Below are 26,785 nucleotides of genomic sequence, written 5' to 3' on the forward strand. Positions count from 1 at the left end.
CAGTGCTTGCGCAATTTTTAACCCTTCATAGATAATTCACCGCAATAGTTACGACAAAGGCCAACCCAATGAGCAAGCTTGACCGATACGACCTGAGTATTTTGGCGGAATTGCAGCGCGACGCGAGGATCTCCAACCAGGAGTTGGCCGAGCGTATCGGCCTGTCGCCGTCGCCCTGCTCACGCCGGGTCAAGCAATTGGAAGACGACGGCTACATCGCGCGCCAGGTGGCCCTGCTCGACCGCAAGATGCTCGGTTTGAGCCTCACGGCCTATGTGCTCATCGGCATGGACCGCCACACGCCGGAGCGTTTCGAGAATTTCGAAGCAGCCATCCGCACCCTGCCGCAGGTGCTGGAGTGCAGCCTGGTGACCGGGATGGATGCCGACTATCAGTTGAAAGTGGTGGTGCCGGACATGGATCACTACCAGAAACTGCTGCTGGGGCATCTGACCCGTATTGAAGGCGTGACCAGTGTGCGGTCAAGCTTTGTGCTGAACCAGGTATTGAACAGCACCGAGCTGCCGCTGACTCACCTGCGTACCTGACCTCAAGAACAATGAGGTTCAAATGTGGGAGGGGGCTTGCCTCCTCCCACATTTGGATTGCACTTCGATCCAGGTCAATGTTGTGTCTGTAACGCTGCCTTATACTGCCCGCCTGCCCTGTCGGAAAAGACCATGAACAACATCGACCCCGCCCTCTTCGAAGAATGGATGATGACCGGCCTGGTCACCATTCTGATCATTTTCATGGGCTTTATCGTCTGGGACCTGGCGAAGAAATCCAAGGCCGGACGCTTCGGCTCGTTCATCCTGTTTTTCGTGCTGGGGCTGGGCGTGGCCGCGTTCATCATCAAGAGCGTGGTGATCGGCCTGATCGAGTCCGGCGCCTTATAAGCGCGCCGGCACTTCCTTCCACTGGCCCTGGTCGAGGCCATCAATCGACCAATCGCCAATGCGCACGCGCACCAGGCGCAGGGTCGGCAAGCCTACGGCTGCGGTCATGCGTCGTACCTGGCGGTTACGCCCCTCGCGAATCACCAGCTCAAGCCAGTAGGTCGGGATGTTTTTGCGAAAGCGTACCGGCGGGTTGCGCGGCCATAATTCGGGTTCATCCAACTGCCGCGCCTCAGCGGGCAAGGTTTTGCCGTCGTTAAGCTCTACGCCGTCGCGCAGGCGTTGCAGCTGCTCTTGGGTGGGTTCGCCTTCCACTTGCACCCAGTAGGTTTTCGCCAGCTTGTGCTTGGGGTCGGCAATGCGCGCTTGCAACTGGCCGTCGTTGGTCAGCAGCAACAAGCCTTCGCTGTCACGGTCCAGGCGGCCGGCCGGGTAGATGCCGGGGATGTCGATAAAATCCTTGAGGGTCGCGCGCCCGCCTTCGTCGCTGAACTGGGTCAGCACATCGAACGGCTTGTTGAACAGAATCAGCTTCGGCTCGGCCGGCGGCGCCTTGGCCACGCGACGCGCTGCAGAATACGGGGGTTTCACGCCAGGGCGGCGCGCATCGGGGCGGGTAGGACGGGACATGGCAGAAGGAACATCTAACGGTCAGGACCGACAATGCTAGTGGCCTGACCGCTAAATGACCATCCCAACCGCTTAGCGGAACGGCGGCTCGTCGAAGCTGCGCAGTTTGCGCGAGTGCAGCGAGTTGAGTTCGGTGCGCAACAGGTCGACCGCCTCGATACCGATCTTCAAGTGCTGACTCACCGCGCGCTCATAGAACGCGTTGGCCGAGCCCGGCAGCTTGATCTCGCTGTGCAGCGGTTTGTCCGAGACACACAACAATGTGCCGTACGGCACACGCAAGCGGTAACCCTGGGCGGCGATGGTGCCGCTTTCCATGTCCACCGCCACGGCGCGGGACAGGTTGATCAGCGGCCGTTCCTGAGCCCAGCGCAATTCCCAGTTACGGTCGTCGTAGGTCAGCACGGTGCCGGTGCGCAGGCGTTTTTTCAGCTCTTCACCTTTTTCCCCAGTGACGTTGGCCGCAGCCTGCTGCAAGGCCATCTGCACTTCGGCCAGGGCCGGGATCGGGATGTTCGGCGGCACCACGCGGTCGAGGATGCCGTCGCGACGCATATAGGCGTGTGCCAGTACGTAGTCGCCGATGGTCTGGGATTGGCGCAGGCCGCCGCAGTGGCCGATCATCAGCCAGCAATGCGGGCGCAGCACGGCCAGGTGGTCGGTGATGTTCTTGGCGTTGGACGGGCCGACACCGATATTCACCAGGGTCACGCCGTGGCCATCACTGGCCTGCAGGTGATAGGCCGGCATCTGGTAGCGGTGCCACACCACGCCGGCGGCAATCGCCGACGCTTCGCCGTGGTCCATGCTCTTGTCGATGACTACGTTGCCCGGCAGCACCATGCGGATAAAACGCGGGTCACTGCGCAGTTGTTCCAGGCCATGCAGGATGAACTGGTCGACATAGCGGTGGTAGTTGGTCAGCAAAATCCACGGCTGCACATGGCGCCAGTCGCTGCCGGTGTAGTGCACAAGGCGGCGCAGGGAAAAGTCCACGCGGGCTGCATCGAACAGCGCCAGGGGCAGCGGGTCGGTGTTTTCCCAGTCGTACAGGCCGTCGGCGATGCCATCGGTGGCGGCCGACAGGTCGGTGCTCGGGAACACGCGGGCCAGGGTCGCGGCGGTCACACCGGAGCCGGCCAACTCGTCGCCCTGTTCCACCACGTAGGGGTAAGGGATGTTCTGTTGGCTGACGCCCACTTCGACCGTTACGGTGAAGTCGTGCATCAACGGCACCAACTGTTCCAGCAGGTACTTACGGAACGCCGCAGGATGGGTGACGGTAACGCTGTAGGTCCCAGGCAACTGAACCTTGGCATATGCCCGGGTGGTCTGTGGGACTTCGCCGTGGCAGTGGTAGGTCAGGCGCAGTTCCGGGTAGCGAAACAGCGCGCGTTGTTCGGCGTCGGGTTCGACGCGGTCTTTGAGGTATTGCTTGAGGGCCTGATTGAGCGCGCCGGTAGCTCGCTCATGCAGGGCCGCCAGCCGGTCCACGGCCTCTTCGGCGGTTTGAACGACAACAAAAGCTTCGGTCACGGTAAGCATCCTGTGTTCTGACGTGCAGGCCTTTATCTTGCCTGTAACCCGGCCTCACTGAAACAGTCGGTTTGGAATGCTCTTTAAAATGTGAGAGGGGGCTTGCCCCCGATTGCAGTGTGTCAGCAACAGATAAGCTGGCTGATATACCGCTATCGGGGGCAAGCCCCCTCCCACATTTGACTGTATTTGTTCAGCCAGATTGGGGGGTTGAGCGAGCGACTATCGCCTCCACATCCACTCCACGCGGCAACGTGCCGTAAACCCGCCCCGACGACTCACCCAACCGGCTGGCGATAAACCCATCACTCACCGCCGCATTCCCCGCCTCCAGCAACAGCTTGGCCTGCAACGCCACGGCAATGTCCTCGGTCAATTGCCGCGCGCGGTACTGGATGTCCTGGGTGTCCATGAAGGCGGTTTTCAACTGCTCGATATGCCGCGCCAGCTGCTTGTCGCCATGCCCATCGCCGAGTTCGACAAACAGCGCTTCCAGCACGCCCGGTTCCTTGGACAGCGCGCGCAACACATCCAGGCATTGCACGTTGCCGGAGCCTTCCCACGTCGAATTCACCGGCGCCTCACGGTAAAGCCGCGGCAGGATGCTGTCCTCCACATAACCGGCGCCGCCCATGCACTCGGCGGCCTCGTTGATCATTGCGGGGGCGCGCTTGCAGATCCAGTACTTGCCCACCGCCGTCACCAGCCGCGCGAACTTGGCCTCCTGTTCATCACCCAGGTGGTCCAGCGCGCGGCCCATGCGCATGCTCAAGGCGAGCGACGCTTCGCTTTCCAGGGCCAGGTCGGCGAGCACGTTTTGCATCAGCGGTTGCTCGCTGAGTACCCGGCCGCCCACGGTGCGATGGGCGCAATGATGGCTGGCCTGGGTCAGCGCCTGGCGCATCAGGGCGCTGGAGCCGACCATGCAATCGAAGCGGGTCATGGCGACCATCTCGATGATGGTCGGCACGCCACGGCCTTCTTCGCCGAGCATCCAGGCCAGGGCCCCACGAAACTCCACTTCGCTGGACGCGTTGGAGCAGTTGCCGAGTTTGTTCTTCAGGCGCTGGATGTAGAACTCGTTGCGCGTGTCGTCCGGGCGGTGCCTGGGCAGCAGGAAACAGCTGAGGCCCTTGTCGGTCTGGGCCAGGGTCAGGAACCCATCGCACATCGGCGCCGAACAGAACCACTTGTGCCCCACCAGCTCATAGGCCTGGCCCGGGCCGCCGGCGCCCACCGGGTAGGCGCGGGTGGTGTTGGCGCGCACGTCGGTACCGCCCTGTTTCTCGGTCATGGCCATGCCAATGGTGGCGCCGGCCTTGTGGGCGATGCCGACATTGCGCGAGTCGTAGTGGGTGTTGAGGATTTTCGGCAGCCAGGTTTTCGCCAGGTCGGGCTGCAGGCGCAAGGCCGGGACGCAGGCGAAGGTCATGGTCAGCGGGCAACCCGTGCCAGCTTCGGCCTGGCTGTGCAGGTAGGTCAGGGCCGCGCGAGCCACGTGCGCGCCGGGCTGCGGATGCGCCCACGGCAGCGACGGCAGGCCATGCTCGACGGCGGTGCGCATCAGCTCATGGTAGGCGGGGTGAAACTCCACCAGGTCGATGCGATGCCCATAACGGTCATGGCTGCTGAACACCGGTTTGTTCTGGTTGGCCAGGAACCCGGCCTCCATCAACGGCCCACCGGCCAGCGCACCGTAGGCATCGATGCGCGCCTGCGCCCAGCCGGCGCCAAAGCGGCGCGACCACTCTTGCAGGGGCAAGTCGATGCGGTACAGGTTGGCGCCGTCCAGGGATGGCGGCTGGTTGGTGACGTCGTGGGTTTCGGCGAATTGATGCAGGTTCATGGCGGGCCTCCTGGAAAAAAGGCCACGCTCGGATCAGGCCTTGAATTCAGTTAAGCACCGTCATTGGCTTTAAAAAAGTGGCATACCCGCCGAACTCCCGGCGCTTTCACCCTCTGTCGGTTGCAACAAACGTCGCTCCAGCGCCGCCTGCAAAGCCTCGAAACGCACGGGTTTGACCAGCCGCTCGGAGATCCCGATGCCATGGCAGTGCTCGCGCTCCGACACATTCAGCGACGAACCCAAGGCGATCACTGGCAACTCCGCGCAGCCAGGCAAAGCACGAATCTGACAGCACAATGAGAAACCACCCTCAGGGATATCCAACAATACGGCGTCGAAGTTTTCCTCCCGCAACGCAGCCAGGGCTGCCGGGGCGCTGTCGACGGTTTTCACCCGGTAACCGAGCTTGAGCAACATGCCGCGCACCACCAATTGGCCCACGCTGTTGTCATCCACCAGCAGCACCCTGCAGTCCTGCGGCGCGCGTTGCCGATCCGGCGCCTGCCTGGGCTCGGCCGGCGCCGGGTTAACCGCCACGTCCAACTGGAAACGGCTGCCTTTGCGTGGCTCGGAATGATGGGTGAGACGCCCACCGAGCAGCTCGATCAATTGGCGGCAGATCGCCAGGCCGATGCCCAGGCCGCCATATTCGCGGGTGGTGGAACCATCGAGCTGGAAGAAGCGTTGGTACAGCGTGGCCTCATCGAGGTAAGCAAAACCGATACCGGTGTCGGTGACGATAAAGCTCAGGCGCACACTGCCGTCACTGTCGGGCACGCCCACCACGCGCAGGCGTACCGCCCCGTCGTGAGTGAATTTAAAGGCGTTGTCCAGCAGGCAATCCAGGCATTGCAGCAGTTTGTCGGCGTCGCCCACCACGCGGTCGGGCAGTTCGTGCGCCACGTCGATGGAAAACTCCAGGCCTTTGCTCTGGGCACTGGCGCAAAATTGCTGGCGCAAGGTGTCGAGTACCCCGCGCAGGCTGAACGCCTGGGGCTGGGAACTGAGGCGCCCGGCTTGCAGCTCGGTAAGGGTGAGGATGCCGTTGACCATGCGCATCATGTCCCGCGCCGAGCCGGCGGCGGTTTGCTGGTACTGCGCGAGGTCCTTGTCCAGGGGCACGGTCTGCATCAGTTCGAGGGAACCGATCACGCCATTCATGGGCGTGCGCAGTTCGTGGGTCAGGGTGGCGAGGAATTCGTCCTTGAGCCGATTGCTGCGCGCCAGTTGCAGGTTGAGCACTTCGAGCTTCTGGCTGGCGTCGAAGAGGATCTGCGCCTGTTGCTCGCGCATGGCATTGATGCGATCAGCCAGGGCAAGGGACAGCAGCGCCACTTCAATCGCCGAACCGATCTGGCTGGCGTACATGGTGAGGAACACATTGGGCAGGTAGCCCAGCACCATCAGCGTGTTCACCACCCCGCCCAGCAGGAACGCCGACCAGGCGATGATGAAGTAACGCGCCACGCGCTGGCCGCAGTACCAGGCCTTGATGGCGGCGACGAAGATAGTCACGGTAAACACCAGCGCCAAACCGGTGGCCAGGCGCAGCGCCAGGGCGTAGCTGGTCATCAGCGACAACAGCATCACCACCGCGCCACACCCCACCAGCGCCAGCAGCAGGCGGTTGATCCAGCGACTGTGCTGCGCGGTATGCAGGAAGCTGCGCGCAAACAGGCTGCCGAACAGCGCCGCCGAACCGATCAGGAACGGCGTCGCGGCATTCGCCCACCACGGGTTGTTCGGCCAGAAATACTCCACCGCCGCGCCATTCACCGACAATTGGTACATGCCGAACGAGGCGATATAGAAGATGTAATAGAGGTAGCTGGTGTCGCGCACGCTGAGGTAGATAAACAGGTTGTAGACCAGCATGCCCAGCAACACGCCGTAGATCAGGCCCAACACGTACAGGCGCAACGGCTGCTGCTCAAGGTACGCGGTGCTCGACCAGAGGGTCAGCGGCGCCTGGATCGAGCCCTCACTTTGCAGACGCAGGTAGGCGGTTTTCGCCTCGCCGGGGTTGAAGTCGACCTTGAACAGATAGTTGTTCTGGCGAATCTCGCGGCTGGCAAACGGCAGCGCATCCCCGGTGCGCCCGGCCAGGCGGTAAGTGCCGTTGCCGTCGGGCAGGTACAGGTCGAGGTGGTCCAGCGGCGGGTAGGCCAGCTCAAGCAACCAAGTGCGTTGGGCCTGGGTGTTGTTGGGCAAATAATGCAGGTTGACCTTGAGCCAGAACACCGAGCGCGAATAGCCGGCGTTGAGGGTGTCTTTGTCGTGGGGTTTGAACCGGGTGGCGGCAGAGGGCGCGCTGACATCAGCAATCGTGAGGGCGTCGGTCGGGTCTTCGAGCACTTGCATGGCTCGGCCCAGCGGCAGGCTGCGGGTGTCCTGGTTGAACTCGATGGCGCTGGCGAGCATCGGTAGCGCGCACAACAATAAAATCAGCAAATAGCGCATAGAGCCCCAGCGTGGCCTGTCCGGTCATGTCAAAAAAGCCCCCCATTCCTTTTGAGAAGACGTACACCGGCGATACATTAAGTGGTTTGGATCCACTTTAGCATAGCCGGTAAAGGCCATTGGACACCATTGAAATAATTTTTCGGAAGGCTCTAGATCAAGGCTTACAGAGGTTTTTTGCTGGTCAAAAAACGCCAAAAAAGCGTCACCCTCACGGCAAAATTCAACCATCGCCAGACGGCCACGCAAAAAGCGTTTGGTGGTAAGCTCGCGCACCATGAATATCTACAGCTCCCGCCCTGTTGTCCTCTGTCTCTCCGGCCATGATCCCAGTGGTGGCGCCGGCTTGCAGGCAGATATCGAAGCCCTGCTCGCCCAGGGTTGCCATGCGGCTCCGGCCGTTACCGCCCTGACCGTGCAGAACACCGTCAACGTCAGCGATTTCCGCGTGCTCGACCGCGAGTGGGTAATGGCCCAGGCCAACGCCGTGCTCAGCGACTCCGAGGTCGCGGCGGTCAAGCTCGGCATGCTCGGTTCCACGGCGATGGTCGACACTGTGGTCGAACTGCTGCAGGCGCACCCGCACTTGCCGGTGGTCTGCGACCCGGTGTTGCGCGCAGGTGGCGGTGGCAGCCTGGGCAAGGACGAAGTCGGCTATGCGATGCGCGAACGGCTGTTGCCGTTGTCGCTGATCGCCACGCCGAACCTGCCCGAAGCGCGCATCCTCGCCGAACTGCCCGAGGGCACCGCCGACGAATGCGCCGCCAAGCTGCTGCCGTATATCAAGCACCTGTTGATCACCGGCGGGCATGGCGACGAGCATGAAGTGCACAATCGCCTGTACAGCCGCGACGGCACGCAGCAGACCTTCACCTGCCAGCGCCTGCCCGGCAGCTATCACGGTTCGGGCTGCACGCTGGCCAGTGCACTGGCGGGTCGGATCGCCCAGGGCGAAGGCCTGGTCAGCGCCGTGCAATCGGCACTCAACTACACTTGGCGCACCCTGCGTGACGCCGAACAACTCGGCCAGGGCCAGTTTGTACCGCGCCGTCTGCCGCTGGATTTCTGCTCGTAACACCAAGCCAAGGGGCCTGCCCGATGAAACTACGTGGCCTATACGCCATCACCGACAGCCAACTGTTGGCCGGCAAATTCCTCGCCTACGTCGAAGCGGCGCTGGACGGTGGCGTGACCCTGCTGCAATACCGCGACAAAAGCAGCGACGAAGCCCGGCGCCTGCGTGAAGCGGAAAAACTGCACGAACTCTGTTCGCGCTACAAAACCCAGCTGATCATCAACGACGACGCCGAGCTCGCCGCGCGCCTGGGCGTCGGCGTACACCTGGGCCAAACCGACGGCCCACTGACCCCGGCCCGTGCGCTGCTGGGTTCCAAAGCCATTATCGGCGCGACCTGCCACAGCCAGATCGAACTGGCCGAGCAGGCCGCCAAGGAAGGCGTCAGCTATGTCGCCTTTGGCCGCTTCTTCAATTCCAACACCAAGCCCGGCGCCCCGGCGGCCAGCCTGGAAATGCTCGCCGAAGCGCGCAAGCGCCTGCACCTGCCGATCTGCGTGATCGGCGGCGTCACCCTGGAGAATGCCGCCCCGCTGGTGGCCCACGGTGCCGACCTGCTCGCCGTGGTGCACGGCCTGTTTGGCGCCGACAGCACCCAGGAAGTCACGCGCCGCGCCCGCGCCTTCAACGACCTTGTCAAAATTTCAGTTTAGAGAGCCCGATCATGTCCCGTTCCGAAACCCTGTTTGCCGATGCCCAGAAACACATCCCCGGCGGTGTGAACTCCCCAGTGCGTGCGTTCAAGAGCGTGGGCGGCACGCCGCTGTTCTTCAAGCATGCCGAAGGCGCCTACGTCACCGACGAAGATGACAAGCGCTACGTCGACTACGTAGGTTCCTGGGGCCCGATGATCCTCGGTCACAGCCACCCGGACGTGCTCGACGCAGTGCGCCAGCAACTGCAACACGGCCTGTCCTACGGCGCGCCGACCGCCATGGAAACCGAGATGGCAGACCTGGTGTGCTCGATCGTGCCGTCGATGGAGATGGTGCGCATGGTCAGCTCCGGCACCGAGGCCACCATGAGCGCCATTCGCCTGGCCCGTGGTTTCACCGGCCGCGACAGCATCATCAAGTTCGAAGGCTGCTACCACGGCCACTCCGACAGCCTGCTGGTAAAGGCCGGCTCGGGCCTGCTGACCCAGGGCGTGCCGAGCTCGGCCGGTGTGCCGGCGGCGTTCGCCAAACACACGCTGACCCTGCCGTTCAACGACATCGCCGCCGTCGAGCAGATGCTCAATGAAGTGGGCCAGGACGTGGCGTGCATCATCGTCGAGCCGGTGGCCGGCAACATGAACTGCGTGCCGCCGGCGCCGGGCTTCCTCGAAGGCCTGCGCGAGCAGTGCGACAAGCACGGCGTGGTGCTGATTTTCGACGAAGTGATGACCGGTTTCCGCGTCGCCCTCGGCGGCGCCCAGGCTTACTACGGCGTCACGCCGGACCTGAGCACCTTCGGCAAGATCATCGGCGGCGGCATGCCGGTAGGCTGCTTCGGCGGCAAGCGCGAAATCATGCACCACATCGCGCCGCTGGGCCCGGTGTACCAGGCCGGCACCTTGTCCGGTAACCCACTGGCCATGGCCGCCGGCCTGACCACCCTGCGCCTGATCAGCCGCCCGGGCTTCCACGCCGAGCTGACCGACTACACCACTCGCCTGCTCGACGGCCTGCAACAGCGCGCCGACGCCGCCGGCATCCCGTTCGTGACCACCCAAGCGGGCGGCATGTTTGGCCTGTATTTCAGCGGCGCCGACGATATCGTCACCTTTGATGACGTGATGGGCAGTGACGCCGACCTGTTCAAACGCTTCTTCCACCTGATGCTGGAAGGTGGCGTGTACCTGGCGCCGAGTGCCTTTGAGGCCGGCTTCACCTCGATCGCCCATGGCGAAGCCGAGTTGAAACTGACCCTGGATGCCGCCGAACGCGCGTTCGCTGCCCTGAAATAAACGGCGGCAAAAATCGGACACCGCCCAGGTGGTGTCCGATTTGCTACTTTGCTTACAGATATTTCCTCATTTTTAAGAGAATTTACCTGCAATCCGGCAGATAACTTGCCCAACCAGCAGAAAAACGAGTAAAGACTTTGTAAGCAGAGGCCTGCTTATTTCATAATGCGCGCTTATTGGATCCCGTGAGGGTCCGCGTGCTCCGTCAGAGGTAAGTCGATTCCCATGAAACGCACCGGCCGCACCCTGGTTCTGGGCTGCCTGTTGCTCCTTCAGCCGCTGCTGGCACATGCACAAGCAGGCGGCAACTCGTTGTTAATCCCAGCGATGGGTCGTTGCACCCTCAATACCCAGCCAGACAGCCAGGCCGAAGCCCTGAGCGCGTGCCAGAAACAGGCCGACGGCGGGGATGCGCAGGCGCAATACGAGTTGGGCGAGTACTTCCACGACAGCAAGAACCCCGCGCGCGACCTCAACAAAGCCTTGAGCTACTTCGAGAAAGCCTCGCTGCAGGGCCACGCCCAGGCGCAATTCGAACTGGGCAACATGTTCTTCAAAGGCGAAGGCGTGCCGGCCAACAACGTGCAGGCGTACATCGTGCTGAAAATGGCCGCGGTCAACGGCGCCGAAGACGCGCTGGACACCGCCGACGAAGTCGCCGAGCACATGCAGCGCGATGAGCTGGAAGTGGCCACCCAGGTACTGGGCCAGATTTTCCGCAATTACCTGCAGGAACTGCAGAGTGCCGACGGGCGTTCGCCCTTCTCACCCCTGCCCTGACAACGGCCTTACTTCTCAGGCATCGGCATCGGAAACGGCATCACATTGCTGGTGCCACGCGCTTCACTGATCTTCGGCGTGCCCAGGCGCTCGACCTCATCGATGCGCACAATCGAATGCATCGGCACAAAGCTGCGCACCACGCCTTCGAACTGGGCCTTGAGCTTCTCTTCGCCCGGGTCGACGACCAGCTGTGTGCGCTCGCCAAAGACGAACTCTTCCACTTCCAGGAAACCCCACAGATCACTTTGATAGATCTGCTTGGCGTACATTTCGAACACCTGGCCCTGGTTTAGGAAAATCACCTTATAGATTGGAGCTTCACGTTTGGTCATGGTGGGCGAATAACACATTGGGGATATAAAAGAGGGCGCGAACTATAGCATGGCACCCGATGCACAACGCTAGGAACCAATGGACATGCCCCCTATAATGCGCGGTTCTTTACCACCAGTTGACGATTCCCATGGCCAAGAAGCTTTATATCGAAACCCACGGTTGCCAGATGAACGAGTACGACAGCTCGCGCATGGTCGATCTGCTGGGTGAACACCAGGCCCTGGAAGTCACCGCCCGCGCCGAAGATGCCGACGTGATCCTGCTCAATACCTGCTCGATCCGCGAGCGGGCCCAGGACCGTGTGTACTCGCAGCTGGGCCGCTGGCGTGAATTGAAACTGGCCAACCCGGACATGGTGATCGCCGTCGGCGGTTGCGTGGCCAGCCAGGAAGGCGCCGCGATCCGTGATCGCGCGCCCTATGTCGACGTGGTCTTTGGCCCGCAGACCCTGCACCGCCTGCCGGAAATGATCGACGCCGCACGCATCACCAAGCTGCCGCAGGTTGACGTCTCGTTCCCGGAAATCGAAAAATTTGACCATTTGCCAGAACCGCGTATCGACGGCCCGAGTGCCTACGTGTCGGTGATGGAAGGCTGCAGCAAGTACTGCACCTTCTGCGTGGTGCCCTACACCCGTGGTGAAGAAGTCAGCCGGCCGTTTGACGACGTGCTGGCGGAAATCATCCACCTTGCCGAAAACGGCGTGCGCGAAGTCACCCTGCTGGGCCAGAACGTCAACGGCTATCGCGGCCTGACCGACGACGGGCGCCTGGCCGACCTGGCGGAACTGATCCGCGTGGTCGCCGCAGTCGACGGTATCGAGCGCATTCGCTACACCACCTCGCACCCGCTGGAGTTCTCCGACAGCCTGATCCAGGCCCACGCCGACGTGCCGGAGCTGGTCAAGCACCTGCATTTGCCGGTGCAGTCAGGCTCCGATCGCATTCTGTCGGCGATGAAGCGCAACCACACGGCCCTGGAATACAAATCCAAGCTACGCAAATTGCGCGCGGCGGTGCCGGGCATTTGCATCAGTTCGGACTTTATCGTCGGCTTCCCGGGTGAGACCGATAAAGACTTCCAGCAGACCATGAAGTTGATCGAGGACGTCGGTTTCGACTTTTCCTACTCATTCGTCTACAGCCAGCGCCCCGGCACCCCGGCCGCCGACCTGCTGGACGAAACCCCGGAAGCGCTGAAAAAAGAGCGCCTCAACGCGCTGCAACATCGCTTGAACCAGCAGGGTTTCGAGATTAGCCGACAGATGGTCGGGTCGACCCAGCGCATCCTGGTCACCGACTACTCGAAAAAAGACCCGGGCGAATTGCAGGGCCGTACCGAGAACAACCGAATCGTAAACTTCCGTTGCGATAATCCGACGCTGATCGGCCAATTCGCCGATGTACACATTGATGCAGCGCAACCGCATTCGCTGCGCGGGTCGCTGATCCAGTAAATAGTCAAATCACCGCTGCTCAACATGTGGGAGGGCGCTTGCCCCCTCCCACATTTGAACCGTGCAACATTCCGATGACGTAAGTGCTTTCGCACACCGGTCACTGGCGTTATTCTCTATTTCACTTTCACAGCCAAAGGGCGGCTAAAAGCAACCTTGAACGCACCCATAGCAGAACCCCATCGTTTTATCCTCGAGCCGTTTGAGGCTCGCCGTTTCGCCAATCTGTGCGGGCAGTTCGACGAGCACCTGCGCCTGATCGAACAACGCCTGAGCATCGAGATCCGCAACCGCGGCAATCAGTTCGAGTTGATTGGTGAACCCCAGCACACCACGTCTGCAGAAAACCTGCTGCGCCGCCTCTACCGCGAAACCAAGGGTAGTGAGCTGTCGCCGGAGACGGTGCACCTGTACCTGCAGGAATCTGCCGTGCAAGACCTGGCCAACAACCCGGTGGCCGAAGCCAGCGTGGCCCTGCGTACCAAAAAAGGCATGATTCGCCCCAAGGGCTTGAATCAGCAGAAGTACGTCAAGGCCATCCTCGGCAACGATATCAATTTCGGCATCGGCCCCGCCGGTACCGGCAAGACCTACCTGGCCGTGGCCTGTGCAGTGGATGCCCTTGAGCGCGAGCAAGTGCGCCGCATCCTGCTGGTGCGCCCGGCGGTTGAAGCCGGCGAGAAGCTCGGCTTCCTGCCCGGCGACCTGGCCCAGAAGATCGACCCGTACCTGCGCCCGCTCTACGACGCGCTGTACGAGATGCTCGGCTTCGAATACGTGGCCAAGCTGATCGAACGCCAGGTGATCGAGATCGCCCCGCTGGCCTACATGCGCGGCCGCACCTTGAGCAACAGTTTCATCATCCTCGACGAAAGCCAGAACACCACCGTCGAGCAGATGAAGATGTTCCTTACCCGCATCGGGTTCGGATCCACGGCCATTATCACCGGCGACATTACCCAGGTTGACCTGCCCAAGGGCACCAAGTCGGGCTTGAGCCATGTGATTGAAGTGCTCAAGGACGTGCCGGGCATCAGTTTCACGCACTTCTCGCCCAAGGACGTAGTGCGCCACCCGCTGGTGCAACGCATTGTCGAGGCCTACGAGCGCTTCGAACACCGCGACGATGGCCTGTCCAAGGACGCTCGCCGCGATGCTTGAGCTTGACCTGCAGCTGGCCACCGAAGCGCCCGCCCCCAGCGAGGAACAGTTCCGTCAATGGTGCGCCCTGGCCCTGCGCCAGCGCACCGCCGACTCGGAACTGACCATCCGCCTGGTGGACGAGCCCGAAGGCCGCGAACTCAACCACACCTGGCGCCAGAAGGACTACGCGACCAACGTGCTGTCCTTCCCCGCCGACGTACCCGACGAATTGCTGGATATCCCGCTGCTGGGTGACCTGGTGATCTGCGTCGAGGTGGTCGAGCGCGAGGCGAAGGAGCAAGGCAAGGCCCTTGAGGCCCACTGGGCCCACTTGGTCATCCACGGCTGCTTGCATCTCTTGGGTTACGACCATATAGACGATGACGAAGCCGAGGAAATGGAAACACTGGAACAAACGTTGCTTGCAGAATTGGGTCACCCGGACCCGTATGCCGACGACGAAGCTTGAAATTCATCTAACTGTAACGACAAAGGATTCAGAGTAATCGCTATGAGCGAAGACCGATCGAGCAACGGGCAGAAGTCATGGCTGGGTAAACTGACCCAGGCTTTTGCCCACGAGCCGAAAAACCGCCAGGAGCTGCTGGAGCTGCTGCGCGAGGCCCATCAGAACAAGTTGCTGGACAGCGAAGCGCTGGCCATCGTCGAAGGCGCCATCCAGGTGGCTGACCTGCAGGTTCGGGACATCATGGTCCCGCGCTCGCAGATGATCAGCATCAAGGCGACCCAGACCCCACGGGAATTCCTCCCGGCCGTGATCGACTCGGCGCACTCGCGCTACCCGGTGATCGGCGAAAGCCATGACGACGTCATGGGCGTCCTGCTGGCCAAGGACCTGCTGCCGCTGATCCTCAAGGAGAACGGCGACAGCTTCAACATCAAGGACCTGCTGCGCCCGGCCACCTTCGTGCCTGAATCCAAGCGCCTGAATGTGCTGCTGCGCGAATTCCGCGCCAACCACAATCACATGGCCATCGTCATCGACGAATACGGCGGCGTGGCTGGCCTTGTGACCATCGAAGACGTGCTGGAACAGATCGTCGGCGACATCGAAGACGAACACGACGTCGAAGAAGACAGCTATATCAAGCCGCTGCCCAGCGGTGATTTCCTGGTCAAGGCGCTGACGCCGATCGAGAACTTCAACGAGTTCTTCGACAGCGAATTCTCCGACGATGAGTTCGACACCGTCGGCGGCCTGGTGATGAGTGCGTTCGGGCATCTGCCAAAACGTAACGAAACCACCGAGATTGGCGCTTACCGCTTCCGCATTCTGAATGCCGATAGCCGTCGTATCCACTTGATCCGCCTGACTCCGATTGCCCGCTAAGGACTGACATGCGCCGTTTGATCGCACCCGGCTGGCCCGGTAACTTGCTGGCCGTGGTGGCCGGCGCCATCACCACCCTGGCGCTGGCGCCGTTCGACCTGTGGCCGTTTGCACTGGTGGCAGTCGGCGTGTTCTACGTCGGGTTGCGGGACCTGAGCCCACGCCAGGCCCTGGGCCGTGGCTGGTGTTTCGGGTTCGGTCTGTTCGGCGCCGGCACCAGCTGGATCTACTACAGCATCCACCACTTCGGCGGCGCTTCGGTGCTGCTGGCTGGCTTCTTGATGCTGCTGTTCACCGCCGCGATCGCCTGGTTCTTCGCCCTGCCCGCCTGGTTGTGGGCCCGCTGGCTGCGTCGCAACGAGGCGCCGCTGGCGGATGCCCTGACCTTCGCCGCGCTGTGGGTCGGCCAGGAAGCGTTTCGCGGTTGGTTCCTCACCGGCTTCCCGTGGTTGTACTCCGGTTACAGCCAGCTCGACGGCCCCCTCACCGGCCTGGCGCCGGTGGGCGGCATGTGGCTGATCTCGTTTGCCCTGGCCCTCACGGCAGCCCTGCTGTGCAACCTGCCGCGTCTGTTGGCGAGCAAGCGCAATGCCTTTATCGGCGCGGGCCTGGTGTTGCTGGTCGCGCCCTGGGCGATCGGCCTGGCGCTCAAGCATCACGCCTGGACCACGCCTTCCGGCGCGCCGCTGAGCGTGGCGGCGATCCAGGGTAACGTCGAACAAAGCATGAAGTGGGACCCGGAGCAGCTCAACGCCCAGCTCGCGCTGTACCGCGACATGAGCTTCAGCTCCAAGCCCGTCGACCTGCTGGTATGGCCGGAAACCGCCGTGCCGGTGCTCAAGGAGTCCGTCGAGGGCTACCTGGGGATGATGGGCAAGTTCGCCGCCGACCGGCACACCGCGCTGATCACCGGCGTACCGATCCGCCAGGAAGTTCATCACCAGAAGCGCTACTTCAACGGCATCACCGTGGTTGGCGAAGGCGATGGCACGTACCTCAAGCAGAAACTGGTGCCGTTTGGCGAATACGTGCCACTGCAAGACATGCTGCGCGGGCTGATTGCATTCTTCGACCTGCCGATGTCGGACTTCGCCCGCGGCCCTGCCGATCAGCCGATGCTGCAGGCGAAGGGCTATCAGATCGCGCCGTTCATTTGCTATGAAGTGGTGTACCCGGAATTCGCCGCCGGCTTGTCGGCCCAGAGCGACCTACTGTTGACCATCAGCAACGACACCTGGTTCGGCCGCTCCATCGGCCCCTTGCAGCACCTGCAAATGGCGCAGATGCGCGCGCTGGAAGCCGGCCGCTGGATGATTCGCGCCACCAACAACGGCGTGACCGGGTTGATCAACCCGTTTGGGCAGATCACCGTGCAGATCCCGCAGTTCGAGCGCGGCATTCTCTACGGTGAAGTGGTGCCGATGCACAACCTCACGCCGTATCTGCAATGGCGTTCGTGGCCGTTGATGATTGTGTGTTTGATATTGTTTGGCTGGGCACTGCTAGCCGGTCGAATGGCCAAAACCGTCTAACAGCCAAACACCGAAACAAATGTGGGAGGGGCGGTGCGACGATTCGGACTTGCCCCCTCCCACATTTTTTGATTTGTGGTGTTATTGATAGAACAGCCGATACCCCACCTGCCCCACCGCCTCATTGATCAACTGCCCGCTCTGCCACACCGACTTGAATTCCGGCATCCAACCGCCCAGCGGCCGGGCGTTGTCCACGCCCAGGAACCCCACCGGCGCCGGCACCACGGTAAAACCGGCCTGTTCAAAACTCCACACCGCACGCGGCATGTGCCACGCCTGGGTCACTACCACCACACGCTTGATGCCTTGCGGCAAGAGTATCTCGGCACTCATCTGCGCGTTTTCCCAGGTAGTGCGGCTGCGCTCTTCCTTCCAGCGCACGGCCACACCGAAGTCATCCTGCATCGACACGGCCATCAGCTCTGCCTCGCTGGGCGGCGTGCCGTAATGCAGGCCACCGGTGGTCAGCACCGGCAACCCGGAGGCCTTGGCCAGGCGTGCGGCGTAGCGCTGGCGCTCCAGGCCGGTACCGGTCGGCTGGTCGGTGCCCCAGGCGGGGTCACCGCGCTCGCGCCCCGAGCCCAGCACCACGATGGCATCGGCGCGTTGGGCCAGGCTCGACCAGTCTTCACGCGCCAAGGGCGCCTCGGTTTCCAGGGCCTTTGCGCCCCACTCCACCATCACCGGCAGGCTGATCAGCCACATGCCGCCCAGCCCCAGGGCAAAGCAGCAGCCGGCCAGGCGTGGGCGGCTGCGGCGAAACCACCAGGCAAGGGCCAGCAGCAGCAACAAGATGCCGGGCGGCAAGAGCAGTTGTTTGATGAAATAACGAATAGGCATCGAGCATCTCCATAGATGCCCGAAGCCTAAGGTGTAACGGGGTTTAGCGACAATCCTTACGGTGACATGGCGCGGCAGTGCATTCAGGGGAAGTGCATTACTTGAAGCGGGCGGCCCGGCGCTTTTGCGGACCACGACCGGCCACTACATCCTTGAGCCACACCACCTTGGCTGAGTGCGTAGGTTCTTTGGCTGGCGGGGTTGCCATCCAAGGAGGCGCACCGCGCCCATTTCGCTCCAGATAAGCCTTGATCAGTTCCAGCTCCGCGCGGCTCAAGCCACGCAGTTCCAACTCCACAGGCCGTTCGTCACGCAATCGGCCCGCTGTCCTCGCTGCATCCAATGCACGACCCAATCGGTCGATCAGTCCTTCGTAGATATCCGGTTTCGTTGCGATTCGCTGCGATTCAACCATCCCCTCACCTCATTGAAGATATGACTCACTCCCCAATAAACAGCGTAGCCCCCATGGCTGCACCTGCCTGGTGCCGCGACAGACGGCCTCGCCCGCGCAATCAGGGTTTCCCTCGATAGAGTGGGGTCATGTATGCTACGGCGCTTCCTGTAACTCCACTTCCCGCAGGGTTTGGGCACGGACGCGCCGCTTTTTGGTGTCGCTCAACCTGAACGTTGCACCGAAGAGGATTAGGCCACCCCTATTCAGTTCAAAAGTAGCCATGCACGAACAATATCAGCCCCGTGAAATCGAAAATGCCGCCCAAACCTTCTGGGACGAGCAAAAGTCCTTTGAAGTCAGTGAACAGCCAGGCAAGGAGACTTACTACTGCCTATCGATGTTCCCTTACCCCAGCGGCAAGCTACACATGGGGCACGTGCGTAACTACACCATCGGCGATGTGATTTCCCGCTACCAGCGCATGCTCGGCAAGAACGTCCTGCAACCCATGGGTTGGGACGCCTTCGGCATGCCGGCGGAAAACGCCGCGATGAAAAACAATGTGGCCCCCGCCAAGTGGACCTACGAAAACATCGCCTACATGAAGAACCAGCTGCGCAGCCTGGGCCTCGCGGTGGACTGGTCCCGCGAAGTGACCACCTGCAAGCCGGACTACTACCGCTGGGAACAATGGCTGTTCACTCGCCTGTTCGAAAAAGGCGTGATCTACAAAAAAAGCGGCACCGTGAACTGGGACCCGGTCGACCAGACCGTCCTGGCCAACGAGCAAGTGATCGACGGTCGCGGCTGGCGTTCCGGCGCAGTCATCGAAAAGCGCCAGATCCCGATGTACTACTTCAAGATCACCGCCTACGCGGATGAACTGCTGTCGAGCCTCGACGACCTGCCGGGCTGGCCTGAACAGGTCAAGACCATGCAGCGCAACTGGATCGGCAAGTCCAAGGGCATGGAAGTGCAGTTCCCGTACAACGTCGATTCCATCGGCGAAGCGGGCGCACTGAAAGTCTTCACCACCCGCCCGGACACGTTGATGGGCGCGACCTACGTCGCCGTGGCCGCTGAACATCCGCTGGCCACCCAGGCAGCCGAGAATAACCCTGAGCTACAAGCGTTCATCGCCGAATGCAAAGGCGGCAGCGTGGCCGAAGCCGACGTTGCCACCCAGGAGAAAAAAGGCCTGCCGACCGGGCTGTTCGTCGAGCACCCGCTGACCGGCGAGAAACTGCCGGTGTGGGTCGCCAACTATGTGCTGATGCACTACGGCGATGGCGCAGTAATGGCTGTGCCGGCGCACGACGAGCGTGATTTCGAATTTGCCACCAAGTACAACCTGCCGATCAAGTCGGTCGTACGTACCAGCTCGGGCGACACCAACCCGGCCCCGTGGCAGGACGCCTACGGCGAACACGGCACCCTGATCAACTCCGGCGAGTTCGACGGCCTGGACTTCGCCGGCGCGTTCGACGCGATCGAAGTTGCCCTGATCAAGAAGAACCTCGGCGCCTCGCGCACCCAGTTCCGCCTGCGCGACTGGGGCATCAGCCGCCAGCGTTACTGGGGCTGCCCGATCCCGATCATCCACTGCGAAACCTGCGGTGACGTGCCGGTGCCGGAAGACCAACTGCCGGTCGTGCTGCCCGAAGACGTGGTGCCGGACGGCGCCGGTTCGCCGCTGGCGCGCATGCCCGAGTTCTACGAGTGCAGCTGCCCGAAATGCGGCGCGCCGGCCAAGCGTGAAACCGACACCATGGACACCTTCGTCGAGTCCTCGTGGTACTACGCCCGCTACGCCTCGCCTCACTACGAAGGCGGCCTGGTGGAAAAATCCGCGGCCGACCACTGGTTGCCGGTGGATCAGTACATCGGCGGCATTGAACACGCAATTCTTCACCTGTTGTACGCGCGTTTCTTCCACAAGCTGATGCGCGACGAAGGCCTGGTGAGTTCCGACGAGCCGTTCAAGAACCTGCTGACCCAAGGCATGGTGATCGCCGAGACTTACTATCGCCGCGAAGCCAATGGCGCCTACACCTGGTTCAACCCGGCGGACGTGGAGCTTGAGCGTGACAGCAAAGCCAAGGTCATCAGCGCCACGCTGAAATCCGACGGCCTGCCGGTGGAAATCGGCGGCACCGAGAAGATGGCCAAGTCCAAGAACAACGGCGTTGACCCACAGTCGATGATCGACCAGTTCGGCGCCGATACCTGCCGCCTGTTCATGATGTTCGCTTCGCCGCCCGACATGAGCGCCGAATGGTCCGACTCCGGCGTCGAAGGCTCGCACCGTTTCCTCAAGCGCGTCTGGCGCCTGGCGCATGCGCATGTCAGCCAGGGCCTGCCGGCCAAGCTGGACGTGGCGTCCCTGAGCGATGAGCAGAAACTGATTCGCCGCAGCACCCACCTGGCCATCAAGCAAGCCAGCCAGGACGTGGGCCAGAACCACAAATTCAACACCGCCATTGCCCAGGTAATGACGCTGATGAACGTGCTGGAAAAAGCACCGCAAGCCACCGAACAGGATCGCGCGCTGGTACAGGAAGGCCTGGAAACGGTCGTGCTGCTGCTGGCGCCGATCACGCCGCACATCAGCCACGAACTGTGGAGCCGCCTGGGCCACAGCGACACGGTGATCGATGCACGCTGGCCGGTGCAGGATGACAGCGCGCTGGTACAGGACACGCTGCAACTGGTGATCCAGGTCAACGGTAAACTGCGTGGCCAGATCGACATGCCGGCCACCGCCAGCCGTGAAGAAGTCGAAGCCGCCGCACGCGTCAACGAGAACGTGCTGCGCTTTACCGAAGGCCTGACGATCCGCAAAGTGATCGTGGTGCCTGGCAAACTGGTCAATATCGTCGCTAGCTAATCGGATCGGGCGCAGGGCTTGAGCCCTGCGCCGAACAAAGCCTTCAGGGCCTCGATAAGGCCCACATGGTTTCAAGGGGAGCAACAAAATGATCAAACGCAATTTGCTGGTTATGGGCCTTGCCGTGCTGCTGAGCGCTTGCGGCTTCCAGCTGCGCGGTACCGGCACCTATGACATGGCGATCAAGGAGCTGGACGTCAGTGCGCGCGATGCCTATAGCGAAACCGTGACGCAGCTGCGCCAGGTCCTGGAAAACAGCGGCGTTCACGTCTACACCGGCGCGACCTACAAGCTGTTCCTCGCCAACGAAAAACAAACCCAGCGTAACCTGAGCTATGCCAGCGCCGGCCGCGCCTCCGATGTAGAAGTGAGCAACGCGCTGACCTTCGAAATCCAGGGCCGCGACCACCTGCCCTTGATGAGTGACACCATCCAGGTGCAGAAAATCGTCAGCCACGACGGCAACAACCTGGTGGGTTCAGACTCCGAAATCATCCAGGTACAAAAGGAAATGCGTCGCGAGCTGGTGCAGCGCATGGTCTTGCGCCTGCAGATGCTGACCCCGGAACAACTGGAAACCTTGCAGCAACGCGCTGATGACAAGGCCAAGGCCGATGCCGACGCGCTCAAAGCCGCCAAAGAGTACGAAGACAACACGCCGAAACAATCGCCTGTTGAAGTACCTGTCGAGTAAGCCATACGGGGCGCGCACAGCGCCCCGTTCGCCCTGCCTATGAAACTCGCCCCCGCCCAACTCGCCAAACACCTGCAAGGTGGCCTTGCGCCTGTCTACATTGTCAGCGGCGATGACCCGTTGCTGTGCCAGGAAGCCGCCGACGCCATTCGCAGCGCCGCCCGCCAGCAAGGCTTCGACGAACGCCAGGTCTTCAGCGCCGACGCCAGTTTCGACTGGGGCACGTTGCTGCAAGCCGGGGCAAGCATGTCGCTGTTTGCCGAAAAACGCCTGCTGGAGCTGCGCTTGCCTTCGGGCAAGCCTGGCGACAAGGGCGCGGCCGCCTTGATGGAATACTGCTCGCGCCCCGCCGAAGACACGGTGCTGCTGATCAGCCTGCCCAAGCTCGACGGCAGTGCGCAGAAAACCAAATGGGGCAAGGCCCTGGTGGAAGGCGGGCAAACCCAGTTCATCCAGATCTGGCCGGTGGACAGCAACCAGCTGCCGCAGTGGATTCGCCAACGCCTGTCGCAAGCCGGGTTGTCGGCGACTCAAGACGCCGTAGAGCTGATCGCCGCCAGGGTCGAGGGCAACTTGCTTGCCGCCGCCCAGGAAATCGAAAAGCTCAAGCTGATGGCCGAGGACGGGCAGATTACCGTCGAGACCGTCCAGGGCGCCGTGGCCGACAGTGCGCGCTTTGACGTGTTCGGGCTGGTGGATGCGATCCTCAATGGCGAGCCGGCCCACGCCCTGCGCATGCTCGAAGGCCTGCGCGGTGAAGGCGTGGAGCCCCCGGTGATTCTCTGGGCCCTGGCCCGAGAGCTGCGGGTGTTGGCCAATATTTCGTTGCAATTCAGCCAGGGCATTCCGCTGGACAAGTGTTTCAGCCAGGCCCGGCCGCCGGTGTGGGACAAGCGCAAACCCCTGATGAGTAAAGCCCTGCAACGGCACTCGGCGCAACGCTGGGCGCAACTGTTGCTGGAAGCGCAGCGCATCGATGCACAAATCAAGGGCCAGGCCGCGGGTTCTCCGTGGATGAGCTTGAGTCGCTTGTCACTGCTGATGTCCGGTCAGCGCCTGACACTGCCCGCCGAATAACTCAAAACCACTGCAATTCCAATGTGGGAGGGGCGGTACGACGATTCGACTTGCCCCCTCCCACACTTTGACCCCATTTACATTTCCAGAAACTTCGCAGGCTTTACAGCCGCGCCACTTCGGCAGATGATTTGCACCGCCCCACCCCACCCAATCGAGAGTACCCATCATGAGCAAAAAGCCATCCAAGCATGGCCCCAACAAGGCCAAATCCATCATCGCCCAGCCACTGTTCCGCAGCCGTCAGGAACGTGCCGGCAAGGGCAAAGGCAGCTACCGCCGCGAAGCCTTCCAGTCTAATAGCTGGGAGGCTTCTTACTTTCTGGCTGCCTGAAGGCAAGCGCCCCTCTGGCATGATAAGGTCTGCACCTGATTTGTAATCCCTGGACCTGTGCATGCCCTCTAGTCTTTCCCGTCGTTGGCACCTTCGCCAATTGATCGCTGCCTCCAGCCTCATTCTGCTAGTCGCCTGCGCGGAAAAACCCACCGCCGCCGACGCCCAACCCCTGCCGACGCTCCAGACCGCACCGGTCGCCGCGCCCGCTATCGTGGCCCCGCTGGCCGTGGACAATCTCGATATCCAACCGACCCAGACCTTCGCCGAATGGCAGGCCGGTTTTCGCGCGCAAGCCTTGCAGGCCGGTATTACCGCCGCGGTATTCGACACGGCCTTCGCCAACGTCACCCCCGACATGGCGGTGATCCGCGCCGACCGCAGCCAGCCGGAGTTTTCCCGCCCGGTGTGGGAATACCTCGACGGCGCCCTGTCGCCCGTGCGCGTGCGCAATGGCCAGGCGCTGCTGGTCAAGTACGCCGACATCCTCCAAAGCATCGAACAACGCTACGGCGTCGACCGCCAGGCGCTGGTGTCGGTGTGGGGCATGGAAAGCAATTTCGGCCAGTTCCAGGGCAACAACTCGGTGATCCGCTCGCTGGCAACCCTGGCCTATGAAGGCCGTCGCCCGGCGTTTGCCCAGGCGCAATTGCTGGCCGCGTTGCAAATCATCCAGCATGGCGATATCCAGGCTGACCAGATGAAAGGCTCCTGGGCCGGGGCCATGGGCCAGACCCAGTTCATCCCGACCACCTACAACACCCATGCGGTGGATTTCGACGGCGACGGTCGCCGCGATATCTGGAACAGCCCCGCCGACGCCCTCGCCTCCACCGCGCACTACCTGCAAAGCTCCGGCTGGCAGAAAGGCCAGCCGTGGGGCTTTGAGGTGAAACAACTGCCGGCCAACTTCGACTACGCCCTGGCCGATGGCGGCATCCGCAAGCCGGTCGCCGAGTGGCTGAAGCTGGGTGTCCAGCTGCCACCGGGCGCGAGCATGCCGCCGAACGTCGACCAACTGTCTGCCGCCCTGCTGCTGCCGGCCGGCTACCGTGGCCCGGCGTTCCTGGTGCTGGATAACTTCCGCGCGATCCTCAAGTACAACAACTCGTCGTCCTACGCATTGGCGGTGGGGCTGCTGTCGGAGCGGTTTAGCGGCGCTGGTGTGATTCGCGGTGACTGGCCCAAGGATGAGCTGCCGTTGAGCCGCTCCCAGCGCATGGACCTGCAAACGGCGCTGAGCGCCAATGGCTATGACGCGGGCAACCCGGACGGGATTATCGGCGCCAATACGCGTAAGGCGATTCGCGCGGCGCAACAGGCGCTGGGCTGGCCGGCGGATGGGTATCCGACGGTGAAGTTGCTGGAGTCGTTGCAGAACCGTTAGAGCTGCTTATGGCGGCTACCGCCATCGGGGGCAAGCCCCCTCCCACACTGAAGCGCATTCCAAAGTTGGAACTCGGTCAAATGTGGGAGGGGGCTTGCCCCCGATGCGGTTTCAGAGCTTGAACACCACATCCTGCTCCAACACCACCCGCTGCTCCCCCGCATCCAGCCGCACCAGCGCACCCATCGGCAACGTCAGGTTCGGGTCGCAATGCCCGCTGCGCCAGCCGGACAACACCGGAATGCACAACGGCTCAAAGGTCTGCTTCAGCAGGCGCTCCAGCGCAACACTGTCCACACCCGCCACGTCCCCCACCAACACACCAGCTACTTGGCTCAACTTGCCCGCCAGGCGCAGGTGCGTCAGCAGGCGGTCGATGCGGTAGATCGGTTCGTTGACGTCTTCGATGAACAGGATGATGCCTTCGGCGTCGAGTTCAAAGGGCGTGCCCATGACGGCGGCAATCATCGACAGGTTACCCCCCAACAAGCGCCCACAGGCGATGCCAGGCTCGATGGTGGTCAACGGGTAGGCCACCGGGTGCGCCAATACGCTACCGGCGCCCAGTTGGCCGCGCAGCAGGCTGAACAGCGAAGACTCTGTGGGCTGCTGCTTGTCGCCCAGCAGGTCGGCATTCAGCATCGGCCCGTGGAAGGTCACGAAACCGGCGTAACGGCTGATCGCCAGATGCAAGGCGGTGATGTCGCTGTAGCCTACGAACGGCTTGGGGTAGGCCCGCAGCAGCTCGAAGTCCAGGCTGTCGATCAGGCGTGGCGTACCGTAGCCACCGCGCAGGCAGAAAACGGCGTCGATTTCGGGGTCGGCGAAGGCGGCGTGCAGGTCGCGCAGGCGGACTTTATCGCTGCCGGCCAGATAGCCATCGCGCTCGTACACGCCGCCGAAAATCCGCAACTCGTAGCCACGCGCGCGCATCCATTGCCCGGCTTTTTCCACGTCCAGCGCGGCAGGGCCGGCGGGGGCGATCAAGCCGATAACGCCTTCGGCTCGCAAAGCAGGTACGGCGACGCTCATGCACAATTCTCCCTAATTAGCGCGAAACGAAATGTGGGAGGGGGCTTGCCCCCGAAAGCGGGGTGACTGACACACCGCAATCGGGGGCAAGCCCCCTCCCACATTGGATCTGCGATGTTGCACAGATCTTAAGAAACCAGGCTTGCCTTGACCAGCTTGGCCTGTTCGTCGGCGTGGTACGAGGAACGTACCAGCGGGCCCGACGCGACGTTCTTGAAGCCCATCTTGTAACCTTCCTCGGCGAACCAGGCGAAGGTGTCCGGGTGCACGAAACGCTGCACCGGCAAGTGGCTGCGTGAAGGTTGCAGGTACTGGCCCAGGGTCAGCATGTCGATGTCGTGTTCGCGCATACGCTTCATGACTTCGATGACTTCTTCGTCGGTTTCGCCCAGGCCCAGCATCAGGCCGGATTTGGTCGGAATGTGCGGCATCATCTGCTTGAATTTCTGCAGCAGGGTCAGCGACCACTGGTAGTCCGAACCCGGACGCGCGGCCTTGTACAGGCGCGGCACGGTTTCCAGGTTGTGGTTGAACACATCCGGCGGCTCGGCGGCGGTGATTTCCAGCGCCACGTCCATGCGGCCACGGTAATCCGGCACCAGGGTTTCGAGCATCACGTTCGGCGACAGCTTGCGGATCTCGCGAATGCAGTCGGCAAAGTGCTGGGCACCACCGTCGCGCAGGTCGTCGCGGTCAACCGAAGTGATTACCACGTATTTGAGTTTCAGGTCGGCGATGGCGATGGCCAGGCTTTCCGGCTCGTTGACGTCCAGCGGCTTCGGCCGGCCGTGGCCAACGTCGCAGAACGGGCAACGACGGGTGCAGATGTCACCCATGATCATGAAGGTGGCGGTGCCGCCGGAGAAGCACTCACCCAGGTTCGGGCACGAGGCTTCTTCGCACACACTGTGCAGCTTGTGCTTACGCAGCAGGGCCTTGATACGGTCGACTTCCGGCGAAACCGGGATGCGCACGCGAATCCAGTCAGGCTTTTTCGGCAGCTCGGTGGTCGGAATGATCTTCACCGGGATGCGTGCAACCTTCTCGGCGCCGCGCAGCTTGACGCCGGCTTCCACCTTGGCACGCGGGGCCGGGGCCGGACGGTCGGTGATGTCCAACGTCGGGATCATGGTTTGCAC

General features: G+C 62.2%; 26 protein-coding genes. 16 read left to right on the forward strand and 10 right to left on the reverse strand.

Annotated features, from left to right (window positions below; translation table 11 throughout):
• Positions 1-68 precede the first annotated feature (68 nt).
• Complete coding sequence (locus tag AC0IYH_RS16020; protein WP_003194418.1) at positions 69-548, forward strand: Lrp/AsnC family transcriptional regulator; 480 nt, start codon at positions 69-71, stop codon at positions 546-548.
• Between the two features lie 141 nt (positions 549-689).
• Entirely contained in the window at positions 690-899 is a 210-nt protein-coding gene (locus AC0IYH_RS16025) for a DUF2788 domain-containing protein (protein WP_025999909.1), read from the forward strand.
• Here AC0IYH_RS16025 and AC0IYH_RS16030 read toward each other — a convergent pair.
• The 5 genes from AC0IYH_RS16030 to AC0IYH_RS16050 all read right to left on the reverse strand — a co-directional run bounded on the left by AC0IYH_RS16030 (position 894) and on the right by AC0IYH_RS16050 (position 7,650).
• The gene (locus AC0IYH_RS16030; RefSeq protein ID WP_471835121.1) at positions 894-1,460 is read right to left on the reverse strand and encodes a pseudouridine synthase; all 567 of its coding nucleotides are present in this window, start codon (positions 1,458-1,460) and stop codon (positions 894-896) included. The two genes, AC0IYH_RS16025 and AC0IYH_RS16030, sit on opposite strands and share 6 nt — an antisense overlap.
• Before the next feature lie 141 nt (positions 1,461-1,601).
• Positions 1,602-3,074, reverse strand: a complete 1,473-nt coding sequence (gene amn, locus AC0IYH_RS16035; RefSeq protein WP_163821460.1) for an AMP nucleosidase — start codon at positions 3,072-3,074, stop codon at positions 1,602-1,604.
• Between the two features lie 184 nt (positions 3,075-3,258).
• Positions 3,259-4,911, reverse strand: a complete 1,653-nt coding sequence (locus tag AC0IYH_RS16040) for an acyl-CoA dehydrogenase family protein (protein ID WP_471835079.1) — start codon at positions 4,909-4,911, stop codon at positions 3,259-3,261.
• A 69-nt stretch (positions 4,912-4,980) separates the two neighbouring features.
• Positions 4,981-7,371 (reverse strand): hybrid sensor histidine kinase/response regulator, encoded by a 2,391-nt coding sequence (locus AC0IYH_RS16045; protein ID WP_471835080.1) that lies wholly within the window; start codon positions 7,369-7,371, stop codon positions 4,981-4,983.
• A gap of 24 nt (positions 7,372-7,395) precedes the next feature.
• The gene (locus AC0IYH_RS16050) at positions 7,396-7,650 is read right to left on the reverse strand and encodes a hypothetical protein (RefSeq protein WP_133250591.1); all 255 of its coding nucleotides are present in this window, start codon (positions 7,648-7,650) and stop codon (positions 7,396-7,398) included.
• On the opposite strand from AC0IYH_RS16050, the gene AC0IYH_RS16055 reads away from it, so the two are divergent.
• From AC0IYH_RS16055 to AC0IYH_RS16070, 4 genes are all read left to right on the forward strand, one after another.
• Positions 7,649-8,446 (forward strand): hydroxymethylpyrimidine/phosphomethylpyrimidine kinase, encoded by a 798-nt coding sequence (locus AC0IYH_RS16055; RefSeq protein WP_116629378.1) that lies wholly within the window; start codon positions 7,649-7,651, stop codon positions 8,444-8,446. The two genes, AC0IYH_RS16050 and AC0IYH_RS16055, sit on opposite strands and share 2 nt — an antisense overlap.
• A 23-nt stretch (positions 8,447-8,469) precedes the next feature.
• Positions 8,470-9,099 (forward strand): thiamine phosphate synthase, encoded by a 630-nt coding sequence (gene thiE, locus AC0IYH_RS16060; RefSeq protein ID WP_471835082.1) that lies wholly within the window; start codon positions 8,470-8,472, stop codon positions 9,097-9,099.
• 11 nt (positions 9,100-9,110) lie between these two features.
• Positions 9,111-10,394, forward strand: a complete 1,284-nt coding sequence (hemL, locus tag AC0IYH_RS16065; RefSeq protein WP_122774087.1) for a glutamate-1-semialdehyde 2,1-aminomutase — start codon at positions 9,111-9,113, stop codon at positions 10,392-10,394.
• A 225-nt stretch (positions 10,395-10,619) separates the two neighbouring features.
• Entirely contained in the window at positions 10,620-11,174 is a 555-nt protein-coding gene (locus AC0IYH_RS16070) for a tetratricopeptide repeat protein (RefSeq protein WP_010206766.1), read from the forward strand.
• Positions 11,175-11,182: 8 nt separating this feature from the next.
• Here the strand turns inward: AC0IYH_RS16070 and AC0IYH_RS16075 are convergent, their stop codons facing one another.
• Entirely contained in the window at positions 11,183-11,509 is a 327-nt protein-coding gene (locus AC0IYH_RS16075; RefSeq protein ID WP_003194436.1) for a DUF1820 family protein, read from the reverse strand.
• Between the two features lie 131 nt (positions 11,510-11,640).
• Here AC0IYH_RS16075 and miaB point away from each other — a divergent pair, with 131 nt between their 5' ends.
• The 5 genes from miaB (at position 11,641) to lnt (ending at position 16,995) form a co-directional block, all read left to right on the forward strand.
• Positions 11,641-12,969, forward strand: coding sequence for a tRNA (N6-isopentenyl adenosine(37)-C2)-methylthiotransferase MiaB (gene miaB / locus AC0IYH_RS16080; protein WP_471835084.1), 1,329 nt, complete (start codon positions 11,641-11,643; stop codon positions 12,967-12,969).
• Between the two features lie 156 nt (positions 12,970-13,125).
• Positions 13,126-14,130 carry a PhoH family protein gene (locus AC0IYH_RS16085; protein WP_116629382.1) on the forward strand — a complete coding sequence of 335 codons (1,005 nt, stop codon included), beginning with the start codon at positions 13,126-13,128 and terminating at the stop codon, positions 14,128-14,130.
• A complete protein-coding gene (ybeY, locus tag AC0IYH_RS16090) occupies positions 14,123-14,581 on the forward strand; it encodes an rRNA maturation RNase YbeY (protein WP_116629383.1) in 459 nt (152 codons plus the stop codon). Before AC0IYH_RS16085 ends, ybeY begins: the two co-directional genes overlap by 8 nt.
• A 42-nt stretch (positions 14,582-14,623) precedes the next feature.
• The gene (locus AC0IYH_RS16095) at positions 14,624-15,463 is read left to right on the forward strand and encodes an HlyC/CorC family transporter (protein WP_005791724.1); all 840 of its coding nucleotides are present in this window, start codon (positions 14,624-14,626) and stop codon (positions 15,461-15,463) included.
• Positions 15,464-15,471: 8 nt separating this feature from the next.
• Positions 15,472-16,995: an apolipoprotein N-acyltransferase gene (gene lnt, locus AC0IYH_RS16100; protein WP_116629384.1), complete on the forward strand. Its 1,524-nt coding sequence runs from the start codon at positions 15,472-15,474 to the stop codon at positions 16,993-16,995.
• Positions 16,996-17,076: 81 nt separating this feature from the next.
• Here the strand turns inward: lnt and AC0IYH_RS16105 are convergent, their stop codons facing one another.
• Together AC0IYH_RS16105 and AC0IYH_RS16110 are read right to left on the reverse strand one after the other, a co-directional pair.
• Positions 17,077-17,838 (reverse strand): YdcF family protein, encoded by a 762-nt coding sequence (locus AC0IYH_RS16105; protein WP_471835086.1) that lies wholly within the window; start codon positions 17,836-17,838, stop codon positions 17,077-17,079.
• Positions 17,839-17,935: 97 nt separating this feature from the next.
• The gene (locus tag AC0IYH_RS16110; protein ID WP_116629386.1) at positions 17,936-18,253 is read right to left on the reverse strand and encodes a hypothetical protein; all 318 of its coding nucleotides are present in this window, start codon (positions 18,251-18,253) and stop codon (positions 17,936-17,938) included.
• A 262-nt stretch (positions 18,254-18,515) separates the two neighbouring features.
• Between AC0IYH_RS16110 and leuS the strand changes: the two genes are divergently transcribed.
• The 5 genes from leuS (at position 18,516) to AC0IYH_RS16135 (ending at position 24,614) form a co-directional block, all read left to right on the forward strand.
• Positions 18,516-21,122 (forward strand): leucine--tRNA ligase, encoded by a 2,607-nt coding sequence (leuS, locus tag AC0IYH_RS16115; RefSeq protein ID WP_471835088.1) that lies wholly within the window; start codon positions 18,516-18,518, stop codon positions 21,120-21,122.
• A gap of 88 nt (positions 21,123-21,210) precedes the next feature.
• On the forward strand, positions 21,211-21,816 hold the full coding sequence (locus AC0IYH_RS16120) for an LPS assembly lipoprotein LptE (RefSeq protein WP_116629388.1): 606 nt from the start codon (positions 21,211-21,213) through the stop codon (positions 21,814-21,816).
• Between the two features lie 39 nt (positions 21,817-21,855).
• Positions 21,856-22,893 (forward strand): DNA polymerase III subunit delta, encoded by a 1,038-nt coding sequence (gene holA, locus AC0IYH_RS16125; protein ID WP_116629389.1) that lies wholly within the window; start codon positions 21,856-21,858, stop codon positions 22,891-22,893.
• Positions 22,894-23,062: 169 nt separating this feature from the next.
• Positions 23,063-23,227 carry an alternative ribosome rescue factor ArfA gene (arfA, locus tag AC0IYH_RS16130; RefSeq protein ID WP_003176285.1) on the forward strand — a complete coding sequence of 55 codons (165 nt, stop codon included), beginning with the start codon at positions 23,063-23,065 and terminating at the stop codon, positions 23,225-23,227.
• Between the two features lie 61 nt (positions 23,228-23,288).
• Complete coding sequence (locus AC0IYH_RS16135; RefSeq protein WP_471835090.1) at positions 23,289-24,614, forward strand: lytic murein transglycosylase; 1,326 nt, start codon at positions 23,289-23,291, stop codon at positions 24,612-24,614.
• Between the two features lie 111 nt (positions 24,615-24,725).
• Here the strand turns inward: AC0IYH_RS16135 and AC0IYH_RS16140 are convergent, their stop codons facing one another.
• Together AC0IYH_RS16140 and lipA are read right to left on the reverse strand one after the other, a co-directional pair.
• Positions 24,726-25,646, reverse strand: coding sequence for a S66 peptidase family protein (locus AC0IYH_RS16140; protein ID WP_471835092.1), 921 nt, complete (start codon positions 25,644-25,646; stop codon positions 24,726-24,728).
• 128 nt (positions 25,647-25,774) lie between these two features.
• Positions 25,775-26,776, reverse strand: a complete 1,002-nt coding sequence (gene lipA / locus AC0IYH_RS16145) for a lipoyl synthase (protein ID WP_162237654.1) — start codon at positions 26,774-26,776, stop codon at positions 25,775-25,777.
• Between the last annotated feature and the right edge of the window lie 9 nt (positions 26,777-26,785).

It is taken from the genome of Pseudomonas sp. AC463 (assembly GCF_979253585.1).